Origin of the sequence: Candidatus Pseudomonas phytovorans (assembly GCA_029202525.1) — a bacterium.
Classification (GTDB): domain Bacteria; phylum Pseudomonadota; class Gammaproteobacteria; order Pseudomonadales; family Pseudomonadaceae; genus Aquipseudomonas; species Aquipseudomonas phytovorans.
The window spans coordinates 3,333,519-3,347,487 of record CP119325.1 but is presented as its reverse complement, the minus strand read 5'-3'; the positions used below and the strand labels follow the sequence as shown (position 1 = coordinate 3,347,487).

The 13,969-nt window shown below is 62.4% G+C and carries 13 protein-coding genes; 9 read left to right on the top strand and 4 right to left on the bottom strand.

Annotation, left to right across the window (positions count from 1 at the left end):
* The first annotated feature begins 30 nt into the window (after window positions 1–30).
* Together P0Y58_14940 and P0Y58_14935 are read left to right on the top strand one after the other, a co-directional pair.
* Window positions 31–1,083, top strand: a complete 1,053-nt coding sequence (locus P0Y58_14940) for an ornithine cyclodeaminase (GenBank protein WEK28206.1) — start codon at window positions 31–33, stop codon at window positions 1,081–1,083.
* 71 nt (window positions 1,084–1,154) lie between these two features.
* On the top strand, window positions 1,155–2,057 hold the full coding sequence (locus P0Y58_14935; protein ID WEK28205.1) for an arginine deiminase-related protein: 903 nt from the start codon (window positions 1,155–1,157) through the stop codon (window positions 2,055–2,057).
* Between the two features lie 196 nt (window positions 2,058–2,253).
* Here P0Y58_14935 and P0Y58_14930 read toward each other — a convergent pair whose 3' ends face one another.
* Window positions 2,254–3,135 carry a LysR substrate-binding domain-containing protein gene (locus P0Y58_14930; protein ID WEK28204.1) on the bottom strand — a complete coding sequence of 294 codons (882 nt, stop codon included), beginning with the start codon at window positions 3,133–3,135 and terminating at the stop codon, window positions 2,254–2,256.
* 44 nt (window positions 3,136–3,179) lie between these two features.
* Entirely contained in the window at window positions 3,180–4,970 is a 1,791-nt protein-coding gene (gene ggt / locus P0Y58_14925) for a gamma-glutamyltransferase (protein ID WEK28203.1), read from the bottom strand.
* 116 nt (window positions 4,971–5,086) lie between these two features.
* On the opposite strand from ggt, the gene P0Y58_14920 reads away from it, so the two are divergent.
* Window positions 5,087–5,737, top strand: coding sequence for an ankyrin repeat domain-containing protein (locus P0Y58_14920; GenBank protein ID WEK28202.1), 651 nt, complete (start codon window positions 5,087–5,089; stop codon window positions 5,735–5,737).
* Between the two features lie 46 nt (window positions 5,738–5,783).
* Here the strand turns inward: P0Y58_14920 and pobA are convergent, their stop codons facing one another.
* On the bottom strand, window positions 5,784–6,971 hold the full coding sequence (pobA, locus tag P0Y58_14915; protein WEK28201.1) for a 4-hydroxybenzoate 3-monooxygenase: 1,188 nt from the start codon (window positions 6,969–6,971) through the stop codon (window positions 5,784–5,786).
* 171 nt (window positions 6,972–7,142) lie between these two features.
* On the opposite strand from pobA, the gene P0Y58_14910 reads away from it, so the two are divergent.
* From P0Y58_14910 to P0Y58_14900, 3 genes are all read left to right on the top strand, one after another.
* Window positions 7,143–8,021, top strand: coding sequence for a helix-turn-helix domain-containing protein (locus P0Y58_14910; protein WEK28200.1), 879 nt, complete (start codon window positions 7,143–7,145; stop codon window positions 8,019–8,021).
* A 77-nt stretch (window positions 8,022–8,098) separates the two neighbouring features.
* Window positions 8,099–8,497, top strand: a complete 399-nt coding sequence (locus P0Y58_14905; protein ID WEK28199.1) for a MerR family DNA-binding transcriptional regulator — start codon at window positions 8,099–8,101, stop codon at window positions 8,495–8,497.
* 19 nt (window positions 8,498–8,516) lie between these two features.
* Window positions 8,517–9,416: a hydroxymethylglutaryl-CoA lyase gene (locus P0Y58_14900; protein WEK28198.1), complete on the top strand. Its 900-nt coding sequence runs from the start codon at window positions 8,517–8,519 to the stop codon at window positions 9,414–9,416.
* A 529-nt stretch (window positions 9,417–9,945) separates the two neighbouring features.
* Here P0Y58_14900 and P0Y58_14895 read toward each other — a convergent pair.
* Entirely contained in the window at window positions 9,946–10,464 is a 519-nt protein-coding gene (locus P0Y58_14895) for an MgtC/SapB family protein (protein ID WEK28197.1), read from the bottom strand.
* Window positions 10,465–10,717: 253 nt separating this feature from the next.
* Here P0Y58_14895 and P0Y58_14890 point away from each other — a divergent pair, with 253 nt between their 5' ends.
* The 3 genes from P0Y58_14890 to mapR all read left to right on the top strand — a co-directional run bounded on the left by P0Y58_14890 (window position 10,718) and on the right by mapR (window position 13,942).
* Complete coding sequence (locus P0Y58_14890; GenBank protein ID WEK28196.1) at window positions 10,718–10,957, top strand: DUF3203 family protein; 240 nt, start codon at window positions 10,718–10,720, stop codon at window positions 10,955–10,957.
* A 121-nt stretch (window positions 10,958–11,078) separates the two neighbouring features.
* Complete coding sequence (gene ccoG, locus P0Y58_14885) at window positions 11,079–12,482, top strand: cytochrome c oxidase accessory protein CcoG (GenBank protein ID WEK28195.1); 1,404 nt, start codon at window positions 11,079–11,081, stop codon at window positions 12,480–12,482.
* A 50-nt stretch (window positions 12,483–12,532) separates the two neighbouring features.
* Window positions 12,533–13,942, top strand: coding sequence for a GntR family transcriptional regulator MpaR (mapR, locus tag P0Y58_14880; protein WEK28194.1), 1,410 nt, complete (start codon window positions 12,533–12,535; stop codon window positions 13,940–13,942).
* The last annotated feature ends 27 nt before the right edge of the window (window positions 13,943–13,969 follow it).

Sequence of the window (13,969 nt, the reverse complement as noted above, 5' to 3'; positions counted from 1 at the left end):
GGTCAGCGCACAATAACAAGGTGAAAGAGCATGACGTATTTCATTGATGTCCCAACCATGTCGGACTTGGTGCATGACATTGGCGTAGCGCCGTTTATTGGCGAACTGGCCGCGGCCCTTCGTGACGACTTCAAACGCTGGCAGGAGTTTGACAAGTCCGCGCGTGTTGCCAGCCATTCGGAAGTGGGTGTGATCGAACTGATGCCCGTTGCCGACAACAGCCGCTACGCCTTCAAATACGTCAACGGCCACCCGGCCAACACCGCTCGCGACCTGCATACGGTGATGGCCTTCGGCGTGTTGGCCGATGTCGAAACCGGTTACCCGGTACTGCTGTCCGAGCTGACCATCGCCACCGCCCTGCGCACCGCAGCCACATCGCTGATGGCAGCCCAGGCACTGGCCCGACCTAACTCGCGCAAGATGGCGCTGATCGGCAACGGCGCGCAAAGCGAATTCCAGGCGCTGGCCTTCCACAAGCACCTGGGCATCGAAGAAATCGTCGCCTACGACACCGACCCGCTGGCCACCGCCAAGCTGATTGCCAACCTCAAGGAGTACACCGGCCTCACCATTCGCCGGGCCGGCTCGGTGGCCGAAGCCGTGAAAGGCGTGGACATCATCACCACGGTGACGGCCGACAAGGCCTACGCCACCATCATCACCCCCGAGATGCTCGAACCCGGCATGCACCTGAATGCCGTTGGCGGTGACTGCCCGGGCAAGACCGAGCTGCACGCCGATGTGCTGCGCAACGCCCGGGTGTTCGTCGAGTACGAGCCGCAAACCCGTATCGAAGGTGACATTCAGCAATTGCCAGCGGACTTCCCGGTGGTTGACCTGTGGCGCGTGCTGCGCGGCGAAACCGAAGGCCGCCAGTCTGACAGCCAGGTGACCGTATTCGACTCGGTGGGCTTCGCTCTGGAGGACTACACCGTACTGCGTTACGTACTACAGCAAGCCGAAAAGCGCGGCATGGGCACGAAGATCGACCTGGTGCCATGGGTGGAAGACGACCCGAAAGACCTGTTCAGCCATACCCGCGGCCGCGCTGCAAAAAGCCGCATCCGACGCGTTGCCTAACCCTGCTCCCTATCCGGTATTTTCAAATGGCATTCCCAACGCGTTCGATTCAAGCACCTGCAGCAGTGGTCATGGTCAGGCCACATGCGTTCACGCCCAACCCGGAAACAGCAGCCGACAACTCGTTCCAGCGCAGCAGCCCCGACATCGCGGCGCAGGCCCTGGCCGATGTAGCACGCGATGAAGTCACTCAGGCCGCCGGCAAGCTGGAGGCCGAAGGTGTGCGCGTGCACCTGTTCGACGACTTCGGTGAACACAACACCCCGGACTCGGTCTTCCCCAACAACTGGTTCTCCACCCACCCGGGCGGGCACATCGCGATCTACTCGATGTACTCGCGCAACCGCCGCCGTGAGCGGCGCGCGGATGTGATCGAGATGCTCAAGCACGATTACCGCGTGCAAGACGTGATCGATTATTCGGGGCTGGAGCAGGACGAGCTGTTCCTTGAAGGGACCGGCGCCATGGTGTTCGACCACCTGTCGCGGGTGGCTTACACCGCGCGCTCCAACCGCGCCGACCCGATCGCCCTGGAGCGCTTCAGCACGCATTTCAACTTCGAGCCGATGGTGTTCGACACCGCCGACGAGCAAGGCACGCCGATCTACCACACCAACGTGCTGATGTGCGTGGCGACCGAGTTTGCCCTGGTGGGTTTTGGCACGTTCACCAACAAGGCGAGGGCCGAAGAAGTGCGCATGCGGCTGATTGAATCGGGCCGTGACGTGATTGACCTGAGCAACCAGCAGATCAGCCAGTTTGCCGGCAATGCCATCGAACTGTCCGGGCGTGACGGGCGCATTCTGGCGCTGTCACGCAAGGCCTTTGACAGCCTGACCGGTGAGCAGCGTCAGCGCATCGAGCGCTCGGCGCGGCTGGTGCCGCTGGACGTACCGACCATCGAGATGGCTGGCGGCTCGGTGCGCTGCATGATTGCCGGTATTCACCTGTCGCCGCGGGCGGCTGCGGCCTGACCCTGACCCATCAACCTTCGGCCGACTCGATCTTCTGTGGGAGCGGGCGCGCCCGCGAAGGCACCAACACGGTGCCTGGCACGGGCTTCGCCCGTGTTCGCGGGCACGCCCGCTCCCACAGTGATCTGAGCTGGGCTCCGGATGTTGGACACCCATTTAACAGCAGGGCGTTCAATTCCACATTCAGCCCAGATCCTCAGATCCCGCCGCCTGCCAGCAGTTGTGTCATCACTTCGGCCAAAGCCTTCACCATCACATCTGCCGTCGGCCGGTGGACGATAACGATTTCATAACTGTCGACCTCCGGTAACCCCTGCCCTGCCCCCAATACCCGGTGCTCCCCCGTGGATGCCCTTGGCGGCAGCAGGCTCACGCCCATGCCATCGGCAACTGCCGCCTGGATACCACTGAGGCTGGAGCTGGTGAAACTGATGCGCCAGCGCCGGCCCATGCTTTCGATGGCGTTGATCATGTCTTCGCGGTACAGGCCGCGCGGCGGGAAGGTCACCAGCGGGATCGGGTCCAGCTCGAAGGCGGGTGTGCGCGCACTGTCGATCCATTGCAGGCGCTCGGGCCAGCAGGCCACGCCCTCTCGGGTGTTGCGCCGCTGCTTGAGCAGCACCAGGTCGAGCTCACCGTTGTCGTAGGCCTGGCTGAGGTCGCGGCACAAGCCGCTGGTCACTTCCAGTTTCACTTGCGGGTGCAGCCGGCTGAACGCCGACAGTGCATTGGTGGTACGCCCGCCAACGAAATCTTCAGGCACGCCAAGGCGTACGGTGGTGCCCACCATCGCCCCGGCAAGGGCTTCAAGCATCTGGTCATTCAATGCCAGCATATGCCGGGCATAACCGAGCAAGGTCTGCCCGGCGTCGGTCGGCAGCACATCGCGGTTACCCCGCACCAGCAAGCGGTGGCCGACCATGTCCTCCAGGCGGCGGACCTTTTGGCTGATGGTCGACTGGGTCGAGTGCAGGCGCGCCGCCGCCGTGGTGAAGCTGCCGCAATCGGCCACCACCACGATGGCGCGTAGCAGGTCGAGGTCGAACAAGGCTCTATTCGATTTCACGCTGATAGACATCTTGGTATTCAACTGCTGAATGACAAGACTGCGTTCTATCACGGCTAGTCGCCGAGGGCCACACCTTCACGCCGAGGGTCGGCGCCGCCTGACCAACCCTCGCCGTTGCGCTGGATGATCTGCATGCCGCTTGTCATGGTCATCGGTGTCACTTCATGACCCCAAGTCGCCAGTTGCCGGATCAGCGCCGGACTGGCCAGCCCGGCTTCCACTTCAGTGCCGGCATTGCGGCTGCCGAAATTGGGCAGGCCGGCAGCCTGCTGCGGGTCGAGCTGCCAATCCAGCAAGCCGATCAGCGCCTTGTTCACGTAGCCTATGATCTGCGAACCGCCCGGTGAACCAAGGCTGGCGACAAGCTCGCCAGAGGCACGGGAGAACACCAGTGTCGGCGCCATTGCCGACAGCGGCCGCTTGCCCGGCTGCACCCGGTTGGCCACGGGCTTGCCGTGCTCCTGGGGGATGAACGAGAAGTCGGTCAGATGGTTGTTGAGCAAAAAACCCTTGACCATCAGGTGCGCACCGAACGCGGCCTCCACCGAAGTGGTCATGGCCAGTGCCTGGCCGCTGTCATCCACCGCGCTGAGGTGCGAGGTGGAAATGCGCAGTGCCGAGCGGTCGGGCGCCAGGGCCAAATCAGCGCCTTGCGGTTGGCCTGGGCGAGCGCGCTTCATGCTGTGCTCGCCGATCTGTGCTGCCCGGCTGGCCAGGTAGCCGGCGTCGATCAGGGCTTTGACCGGCACCGGTACGTAATCGCTGTCAGCCAGGTACTGCGCGCGGTCGGCATAGGCCAGGCGCTCGGCTTCGGCGATCAGGTGCACGGCCAGAGGCGATGCCTCCAGGCCTGCCGGGGACGCATTCGGCAACGGCCGCAACGCCGCCAGGTCGCGTTGTGGGGTGGCGCGCTGTACGGCCTCAAGCATGCCCAGCGTCTGTAATACCGTCACCCCGCCCGACGAGGGCGGCGGCATGCCGCAGATGCGCCAGGCCTTGTAGGGGCCGCACACCGGCTCGCGCTCCTTGGCGCTGTACTGCTCAAGGTCCTGCAACGACAGGAAACCGGCATTGGCATGGCTGCGCACCTTGGCCACGATGGCCGCGGCGATTTCACCGGTGTAGAAAGCCTGGGGACCGTGCGCGGCAATCTGCTCGAACGTTTGCGCAAGTTCGGGGTTGCGCAACGTCGTGCCCACCGGCAGCGGCTTACCCTTTTCATCCAGGAAATAGCGTGCCATGGCCGGTGAGCGGGCAATATACGGGTCGCCGGCCACGAGGGTGTGAAGGCGTTCGGAAACCGGGAAACCGTTTCGTGCCAGCGCAATGGCGGGGGCAAAGAGTTGCCGCCAAGGCAGCTTGCCATGCTGCCCGTGGGCTAGCTTCAGCGCGCGCAGAACCCCAGGCACACCCACTGAACGCCCGCCGATCTGTGCCGACCTGAACGGCATCGGTGAACCATCGGCTTGCAAGAACAGCTTTTCCGTTACCCCCGACGGGGCCGCCTCGCGGCCGTCGAAAGCCTGCACGCGCTTGCCGTCCCAGTAGAGGATGAAAGCCCCACCGCCAATGCCACTGGATTGCGGCTCGACCAGGGTCAGCACCATTTGCATGGCGATCGCCGCGTCGATGGCGCTGCCTCCAGCACGCAGCATTTCCCGCCCGGCTTTGGTGGCCAGCGGGTTGGCTGCGGCGGCCATATGCCGGCTGGCGTGCACCGGTTGCAGGCCAGTGCGGTAGCCGGAGGCCAGTTCGGGTGGCGCAGGCAACACCTGATCGGCACAGGCCCACCCACTTGCGACCGCCAGGCACAGCGCGCTCATCAGCGGTATCGGCAACTTCATCGTTTTGTTTCCTGCCTTGTCTGTCCAACAGACCACTGTCGGTCATGCGTAGACTTGACTTCAAGACCTGATGTGATCTTTTCAGGATGCAGGCAGGTCATTCAGGAGCCCAACCGATGCGTACACCCTTTGCAGCCATGCTGTTCACCCTGCTCACCAGCTTTGCCGCCCACGCCGAGAACACCACCATGGACAACCGCCTGCACAACGCCGCCCGCCAAGACGACGTGCGCACCCTGCAACAGTTGCTGACACAAGGTGCCCCACTGGACAGCCGTGATGAGCAAGGCCGCACTGCCCTGCTGGTGGCCACCCACGGCAACCAGGTTGCGGCGGCCCAAGCGCTGATCAAGGCCGGTGCCGACGTGAACGCGAAAGACAATATTGATGACAGCCCCTATCTGTACGCCGGCGCCCGCGGCCTGAACGACATCCTGCGGCTGACCTTGAGCCACGGTGCCGACCTGAAGAGTACCAACCGATACGGGGGAACGGCGTTGATCCCCGCGGCCGAGCGTGGCCATGTCGAGACGGTGCAGATGCTGATAGATGCCGGGGTGGACGTGAACCACCTGAACCGGCTGCACTGGACGGCACTTATGGAGGCAGTGATCCTGGGGGATGGCGGGCCACGGCATGTGGAAATCGTGCGCCGGCTGCTGGCGGCGGGGGCGGATCGGCAGATTGCCGACAAGGACGGGGTTACCGCGCTGGAGCATGCGCGCCAGCGAGGGTATCGGGAGCTGGAAGTGTTACTGGCTCACTAATCGAGCCTGACTCTGGAATGCCGGGGCTGCAAAGCGCCCCCAGAAATCAGACTACTTCTTCGTACGGCAGCCCCACATAGTTCTCGGCAATGTTCAGCAAGCCCGCCGGGGAGTTCAGGAAATACTCGCGGTCAGCCTCCTGCATCTTCTGGTCCCAGGCATCTTTGTGGCTGCCAAAGTCATGCAGCAGCTGGGTCATGAACCAGCTGAAGCGCTCGCCCTTCCACACCCGGCGCAGGGCCAGTGGCGAGTATTGCTGCAGCAGGTCGGTGCGCCCTTCGCGGTACACCTTGACCAGAATCCGGAACAGGTAGTTGACGTCCGAGGCCGCCAGGTTCAAGCCCTTGGCACCGGTAGGCGGGACAATATGCGCGGCGTCGCCGACCAGGAACAGGTGGCCGTACTGCATGGGTTCAACCACCAGGCTGCGCAGTGGCGCAATGCTTTTTTCCAAGGCTGGGCCGGTCACCAAATCCGCCGCTACGTCAGCGGGCAAACGGGCTTTGAGTTCGTCCCAGAAGCGCTCATCGGACCATTCCTCGACCCGGTCCTGCAAGGGCACCTGCAGGTAGTAGCGGCTGCGTGTTTGCGAGCGTTGACTACACAACGCAAAGCCACGCTCGTGATGGGCATAGATCAACTCGTGATTGACCGGTGGTGTGTCCGAGAGCATACCCAGCCAGCCAAACGGGTAGACCCGCTCGTACTGCTTGAGCACGCCTTCAGGGATGCTCTGCCGCGAGACACCGTGGAAACCATCACAGCCGGCGATGTAGTCGCAATCCACCCTGTGCACCTGGCCGTCTTTTTCGAAGGTCAGGTAGGGTTTTTCGCCCTTGAGTTCATGCGGCTGGACATTGCTGGCGGAATAGATGATCGGCGCACCGCTGGTTTCACGGGCCTGCATCAGGTCACGGGTGACTTCGGTCTGACCGTACACCATCACCGTCTTGCCACCGGTCAGGGCCTTGAGGTCCAGGCGTTGACGGCGCCCGCCAACCAGCAGCTCGACACCTTCGTGCACCAGGCCTTCACGGTCCATGCGCTCGGCCACACCGGCTTCGCGCAGCATGTCGACAGTGCCTTGCTCCAGCACACCGGCGCGGATGCGACCCAGTACGTACTCGGGCGTCTGGCGTTCGACGATGACGTTATCGATGCCGGCCTTGTGCAGTAGCTGGCCCAGCAGCAGGCCAGACGGACCTGCACCAATAATTGCAACCTGAGTTTTCATTGTTGTTGTCTCTGTTCGGACGATGCCGCCCTGGACTGGCAGTGGGGCGGCATCTGCTGTTAGGGTTTGCCATTGCATCTTTACTGGTATAAACCGCCAAATAAGTGTGCTATTCCATGAGAAATCTGCACTTTTACAAAAAACGTTCGATTAACGGACAGGCCAACCTGCATGAAATCCACCCTCCCCGGCGTCCCGTTGTTCAAGCTGTATGGCGAAAATCAGGCCTGGCCCGGCACCGACCTGCTGCACTGCGAGTCGATCCCTGCGCGTAGCCGCCTGCACCACTGGGAAATCAAGCCGCATCAGCATGCCGAACTGTTCCAGCTGCTTTACGTACAGCGCGGCCAGGCTCAGGTGGAGATCGAAGGCGTGCGCAGTGCCATTGGTGAGGCGGCGATCCAGGTGGTGCCGCCGATGACCGTCCATGGCTTTCGCTTCAGCGCCGATATCCAGGGCTATGTGCTGACCTTTGGCACCGCACTGGTGGCAAACCTGGAACAACGCCTCGGCGCACCGCTGACGGTGCTGACGAAAGCAGCGTGCTACCCGCTGGACCAGGACCGCGTGCACCTGCGCAGCCTGATCGGCATATTGCAGCAGGAGTACCAGGGCAACGCCCCCGCGCGGGCGGCCTTGCTTGAGGCACTGGTGACCGCGTTGATGGTGTGGATCAGCCGCCGCCAGCAATTGGGGCAGCCGCCACGCACTCGGGATGAGCGTGACCGCCAGTTGCTGGGGCAATACCTGCGCCTGGTCGAGGCGCATTACCGCGAACATCTTTCAGTGGAGGATTTTGCCGCGCGGTTGAATGTTCCGAGCCTGCAGTTGAACCAGCTGTGCCGGGCGCTCAGTGGGCAGACGGCGCTGCAGGTGGTGCACCAGCGGTTGCTACTGGAAGCGCGCCGTAGTCTGGTTTATACGCGGATGAGCATTGGGCAGTTATCGGACAGCTTGGGGTTTACCGACCCCACTTACTTTGCCCGTTGGTTCAAGCGCTTGAGTGGGCAAACACCCAATGGGTACCGGCGGGCGGTGCAGCCTGACTGACTTGCGACTGCCTGCTGCTTGACGTATACGTCAACCTACCATCAGGATACCCGCATACCCCACGCCGAGCCCCCAGCATGAGCACCCAGACCTACAGCATCTCCGACCTGTCCCGCGAGCTGGACATCACCACCCGCGCCATCCGCTTCTATGAGGAGCAGGGCCTGCTGAGCCCGGAGCGCCGAGGCCTGGAGCGTATCTATACGGCGCGCGACAAGGTCAGCCTGAAGCTCATCCTGCGCGGCAAGCGCATCGGCTTTTCGCTGGCCGAGTGCCGCGAGCTGATCGAGCTGTACGACCCCACCAGCGGCAACATGAAACAGCTCAACAGCATGCTGGCGAAAATTGCCGAACGGCGCGCCCAGCTGGAACAGCAGATGCTCGACATCCACCAGATGCAACTGGAACTGGACACCGCCCAGGAGCGCTGTGAACAAGCCCTGGCCGCCACCCTGAACCACAAAGACAACCGCTGAACGCCACAGGAAACCCGCCATGCACTTGCCCAAAGAAGTCCGTCTGGTCGAAGTCGGCCCCCGCGACGGTTTGCAGAACGAAGCCCAGCCCATCAGCGTCGCCGACAAGGTACGCCTGGTGGACGACCTCACCGACGCGGGCCTGGCCTATATCGAGGTAGGCAGTTTCGTCTCGCCCAAGTGGGTGCCGCAGATGGCCGGTTCCGCTGAGGTGTTCGCCGGTATCCAGCAGCGCCCCGGCGTTACCTATGCGGCACTGGCGCCAAACCTGCGCGGCTTCGAGGACGCCCTGGCTGCCGGCGTTAAGGAAGTGGCGGTGTTTGCCGCCGCCTCCGAAGCGTTCTCGCAGCGCAACATCAACTGCTCGATCAGCGACAGCCTCAAGCGCTTTGAGCCGATCATGGACGCTGCGCGCAGCCAAGGCGTGCGCGTGCGCGGCTATGTGTCGTGCGTACTCGGTTGCCCTTATGAAGGTAAAGTCAGCGCCGAACAGGTGGCACCTGTGGCCCGCGCCCTGCACGAAATGGGCTGCTACGAGGTCTCGCTGGGCGACACCATTGGCACAGGTACCGCCGGCGATACCCGGCGCCTGTTCGAGGTGGTGTCGGCCCAGGTACCGCGCGAACAACTGGCCGGGCATTTTCATGATACCTATGGCCAGGCATTGGCCAACGTCTATGCCAGCCTGCTCGAAGGTATCAACGTGTTCGACAGCTCGGTGGCCGGGCTGGGGGGCTGCCCTTACGCCAAAGGCGCTACCGGCAACATCGCCACGGAAGACGTGCTGTACCTGCTGCAGGGGCTGGGCATTGCTACCGGTATCGACCTGGACCGGTTGATCGCTGCGGGCCAACGCATCAGCAGCGTGCTTGGCCGCAGCAATGGGTCGCGGGTAGCACGGGCGCGCAGCGCGCAATAAGTCATACGGGTGTCACATACGTGTGGGTGAAGTGTTACCGCCCCCACGTTTCACAGCAAAAAATCGGGTAACAGGGAAACAAATCGACAGAATTTCAGGCAAGGAGATTTCGATTAAAATCGCCAAGTGCTTGATTTTAAAGGATTTGAAAAAGTTGGCACGCACCCTGCTATATCTTTGGTACAAGAACAAAAAAAATGTGACGCCCAATAAAAACAACAGGTAACGGCTCTGACATAACAAGAACAACACGGCAGAGGCGTAGCAAGCAGATCTTTTTGGAGTCGACACGCTTTTCAGGGGTACGCCCCGCGGTCTGGCACAGAACAATAAAACTACCTCAAGGTAGCTACAGCCAGGTTCGGATCATTGATGAAAGCAGGTCAGCGCTCAAAAAAATACGTTTGCTCTTGACCCCGCATGGGGGTCGCACGCAACACCAAGGCAGGCTTACAAAAACAACAAAAAGCCGGTCTCAATAATAAAAAAAGAGCAAGCAGCAACGCTTTGGGGGGAGCTTCGGCTCCCCTTAGTGCTTCCCGCCCTCTTCCTCCTTCTGCTTTTCCTCGTCTTGCCCCTCTACCTTCTCCACCAGCAACGGCATCGTGCCCAGCACCAGCAGGGCCAATACCGTGCTGATCAGCGCCGTGGCTTCGCGACCCATACCGGCTGCCGTACCAATGGCAGCGGTCATCCACAGCCCGGCGGCGGTAGTCAGGCCTTTCACATGGCTGGTGTCGTGGCCGTTGCCCTTGAGGATGGTGCCCGCCCCGAGAAAACCGATACCGGCGACGATACCCTGGATCACCCTGCTCAACGCCTGCTCGTCAGCGCCGGCCATGCTGGGTGCCAGCACGAACAGGGCGGCGCCCAGCGAGACCAGCATGTGCGTGCGTACGCCGGCAGACTTGCCTTTGTGTTCACGTTCGAAGCCCAGCACCGCGCCGAGTACGGCTGCCATCAGCAGGCGCACAACCACCTTTATCACCTCGCGCTCGTCTGTGATATCGGCAAATTCGGCCTGGATCGTTTGCCAGATGAGGTCCATTGCCTTGTTCCCATGCTGAGCGTCGTGTTAACAGGCCCGGCCTCTTCGCGGGCTCGCCCGCTCCCACCAGGTCATCGCAGGTTTCAAAAACTGTGCAGTACCTGTGGGAGCGGGCATGCCCGCGAAGAGGCCAGCCCCGCCACCTACAAGAACTGACCTCCACACACAGCGCAAAGTGCCGCTCAGCCTGCCAATGCAGCAACCCGCCCCTCACCGAGGTCCACCTTTTATCACCCACCAGGAGGACACCACCATGCCCGTTGAAATCGATGAAGCCACCCGGCGCTGCACCCTGATCGGCGAAGACCTGCGCATCGAGGGCGATGGCCCGGATATCGAAATCATCACCGACGAACAGCTGCGCATGTCGGTGGCCCTGCTCGCAGGCCAGCGCGTGCCCATCACCGAAGCCGAGGCCGATGCACTGACCGTGGCAGGTGCGGTGGATAGCCGCAGGCATCTGAAGGCCAGCGTGCCGGGCTCGGTAATCTAAGGGCTGGCAGGGCCAAGCGGATAATCTGATACGGTTTTTATCGCAAAATCTGAGCCTGTGCTGATAACAGCCTCAAGGCCATAGTGCTCATGCCTGATCGAGGCCTGATGAGCACCGAACCATGAATAATAGAATCCCTTTTACAGAGATCGCCGCCGCCCCAGCCACCCACGCACCGCGACGCATCGACAGCGGCATCCACACCCGCAGCTTTACCGGCGTTTACCGCAACCTGCGCATAGGCTTTGCCGGCGCCCTGTTCGTGCTGTTCTTTGGCACTGCCTGGCTGACCTGGAACGGCCGGCAAGCCGTTTTGTGGGATCTGGCCGAGAGTAAATTCCACATCTTTGGTGCCACCTTCTGGCCGCAGGATTTCATCCTGCTGTCGGCGCTGTTGATCATCTGCGCCTTCGGCCTGTTCGCCATCACCGTGTACGCCGGCCGCGTCTGGTGCGGCTACAGCTGCCCGCAAAGCACCTGGACCTGGCTGTTCATGTGGTGCGAAAAGGTCACCGAGGGCGACCGCAACCAGCGCATCAAGCTCGCCGCCGCGCCCTGGAGCCTGAACAAACTGGCGCGCCGTACGCTGAAACACAGCCTGTGGCTGGCCATCGGTGTAGTCACCGCGCTCACCTTCGTTGGCTACTTCACGCCAATCCGGCCACTGGCCGTAGAACTGTTTACCTTGCAACTGGGCGGCGTGGCGCTTTTCTGGGTGCTGTTCTTCACCGCTGCCACTTACATCAACGCAGGCCTGTTGCGCGAAGCGGTTTGCCTGCACATGTGCCCGTATGCACGCTTCCAGGCTGTGATGTTCGACAAGGACACCCTCGCGGTCGCTTATGACCCGCGCCGTGGTGAAGCCCGTGGCCCGCGCAAGAAAGGCAGTGATGTGGGCGCTCAAGGCCTGGGAGACTGCATCGACTGCACGCTGTGCGTGCAAGTGTGCCCCACCGGCATCGATATCCGCGATGGCTTGCAAATGGCCTGCATCGGTTGCGCAGCCTGCATCGACGCCTGCGACGGGGTGATGGACAAGATGGGCTACGCCCGCGGGTTGATCGGTTACAAGTCCGAGCACAATTTGCAGGGCGGCACCACCCACTGGTTGCGCCCGCGCCTGCTGGGCTATGTCGCGGCGCTCGGGGTGATGATCGCAGCACTGGTGGTGGCCTTGCAGATGCGCCCGATGGTTTCGCTGGACGTCATCAAGGACCGCGGCCTGTTCCGTGAAAACGCCCAGGGCCAGATCGAGAACATCTACCTGCTCAAGGTCATCAACAAGACCGAGCGCACCCGGCACTATGCACTGCGCCTGCTGGACGCTGACGGTTTCACCCTGCAGGGCACCACTACCTTGGTGATCCCGGCCGGCGAAATGAGCGAACTGCCGGTATCGGTGGCGATGCTGGCCGAGCGCCCGACCAGCAGCTCGCAAACACTGAGCTTCGAAATAAGCGAGCGCGACGACCCTGCCATTCGCAGCGTGGCCCAAAGCCGCTTCGTCGCGCCGATGAATCGCTGATCCCTTACACTGACTCCACCTTGCCTGCCAGGCTTCGACAGAAGGCCAGAATGAAACGCTACGAACGCTTCGCCGACGACATTGCCGAACTGATCCGCTCCGGGGTGCTAGGCCCCGGCCAACGCGTGCCTTCGGTACGCTACGCCAGCCAGACCCACGGGGTCAGCCCGTCCACCGTGTTCCAGGCCTATTACCTGCTGGAGCGCCGGGGGCTGATCCGTGCCCGGCCGCGCTCGGGCTATTTCGTCAACGCCCACGCCCCGCGCCAGTTCAGCGAGCCACAGGCATTGCAACCGGTCAGCGAGTCCACTGACGTCGATGTCAGCGGGTTGGTGTTTTCGATACTCGACTCGATCAAAGACCCCAACACCATCCCGTTCGGCTCGGCCTTCCCCAGCCCGGAACTGTTCCCGCTGCAACGCCTGTCGCGCTCGCTGGCCAGCGCCAGCCGCAGCATGGACCCGCGCATGGTGGTGACCGACCTGTCGCCCGGCAACCCACAGCTGCGCCGGCAGATTGCCCTGCGCTACATGGTCGGTGGGTTGATGCTACCGATGGAGGAGCTGCTGATCACCAATGGTGCACTGGAAGCCTTGAACCTGTGCCTGCAGGCGGTTACCCAGCCGGGCGACCTGGTGGCGATCGAGGCGCCCGCCTTCTATGCCTGCCTGCAAGTGCTGGAGCGGCTCAAACTCAAGGCGGTGGAAATCCCCGTGCACCCACGCGAAGGCATGGACCTGGGGGTACTGGCGCAGACGCTGGAAAAGCACCCGGTGAAAGCCGTGTGGTGCATGACCAACTTCCAGAACCCGGTAGGTGCGAGCATGCCAGAGGCGAAGAAACAGGCGCTGGTTGAACTGCTGGCGCGTCACCAGGTGCCGTTGATCGAAGACGACGTGTACGCTGAACTGTATTACGCGCAACAGGCGCCCAAACCGGCCAAGGCCTTTGATACCCAAGGCCTGGTCATGCACTGCGGCTCGTTCGCCAAAAGCCTGGCACCCGGTTACCGCATCGGCTGGGTGGCGGCCGGGCGCTTTGCGCAGAAGATCGAGCGGCTGAAGCTGATGACCTCGCTGTGCGCCTCGATGCCGGCGCAGGCAGCGATAGCCGACTACCTGCAACACGGCGGCTATGACCGCCACCTGCGCAAATTGCGCTACGCCCTGGAGGGCCAGCAGGCCAACATGCTGGCGGCCATCGCCCGCCACTTTCCGGCACAGACACGGGTCAGTCAGCCTTCCGGCGGCTACTTCCTGTGGCTGGAGTTGCCCGAGCAGATGGACGCCCTCAAGCTGTTCCACATGGCCTTGGCGCAAGGCATCAGCATCGCCCCTGGGCCGATCTTTTCGCCCACCCGGCGCTTCGGTAATTGCATTCGCCTGAACTACGGCAGCCCTTGGCATGACGGCGCCGAACGGGCGATGGAAACCCTTGGAAGGATCATTCGCTCATTCTGAGGTAAAGCTGTCGAAGGCCAGCTATAG

Bases quoted from the DNA above. Each gene is read 5' to 3' on its own strand.
- ggt (WEK28203.1), bottom strand. From the start codon at position 4,970: ATGAAGTTGCCGATACCGCTGATGAGCGCGCTGTGCCTGGCGGTCGCA.
- P0Y58_14900 (WEK28198.1), top strand. From the start codon at position 8,517: ATGCACTTGCCCAAAGAAGTCCGTCTGGTCGAAGTCGGCCCCCGCGAC.
- P0Y58_14930 (WEK28204.1), bottom strand. From the start codon at position 3,135: ATGTCTATCAGCGTGAAATCGAATAGAGCCTTGTTCGACCTCGACCTG.
- P0Y58_14935 (WEK28205.1), top strand. From the start codon at position 1,155: ATGGTCAGGCCACATGCGTTCACGCCCAACCCGGAAACAGCAGCCGAC.
- P0Y58_14890 (WEK28196.1), top strand. From the start codon at position 10,718: ATGCCCGTTGAAATCGATGAAGCCACCCGGCGCTGCACCCTGATCGGC.
- mapR (WEK28194.1), top strand. From the start codon at position 12,533: ATGAAACGCTACGAACGCTTCGCCGACGACATTGCCGAACTGATCCGC.
- ccoG (WEK28195.1), top strand. From the start codon at position 11,079: ATGAATAATAGAATCCCTTTTACAGAGATCGCCGCCGCCCCAGCCACC.
- P0Y58_14905 (WEK28199.1), top strand. From the start codon at position 8,099: ATGAGCACCCAGACCTACAGCATCTCCGACCTGTCCCGCGAGCTGGAC.
- P0Y58_14910 (WEK28200.1), top strand. From the start codon at position 7,143: ATGAAATCCACCCTCCCCGGCGTCCCGTTGTTCAAGCTGTATGGCGAA.
- P0Y58_14920 (WEK28202.1), top strand. From the start codon at position 5,087: ATGCGTACACCCTTTGCAGCCATGCTGTTCACCCTGCTCACCAGCTTT.
- P0Y58_14940 (WEK28206.1), top strand. From the start codon at position 31: ATGACGTATTTCATTGATGTCCCAACCATGTCGGACTTGGTGCATGAC.
- pobA (WEK28201.1), bottom strand. From the start codon at position 6,971: ATGAAAACTCAGGTTGCAATTATTGGTGCAGGTCCGTCTGGCCTGCTG.
- P0Y58_14895 (WEK28197.1), bottom strand. From the start codon at position 10,464: ATGGACCTCATCTGGCAAACGATCCAGGCCGAATTTGCCGATATCACA.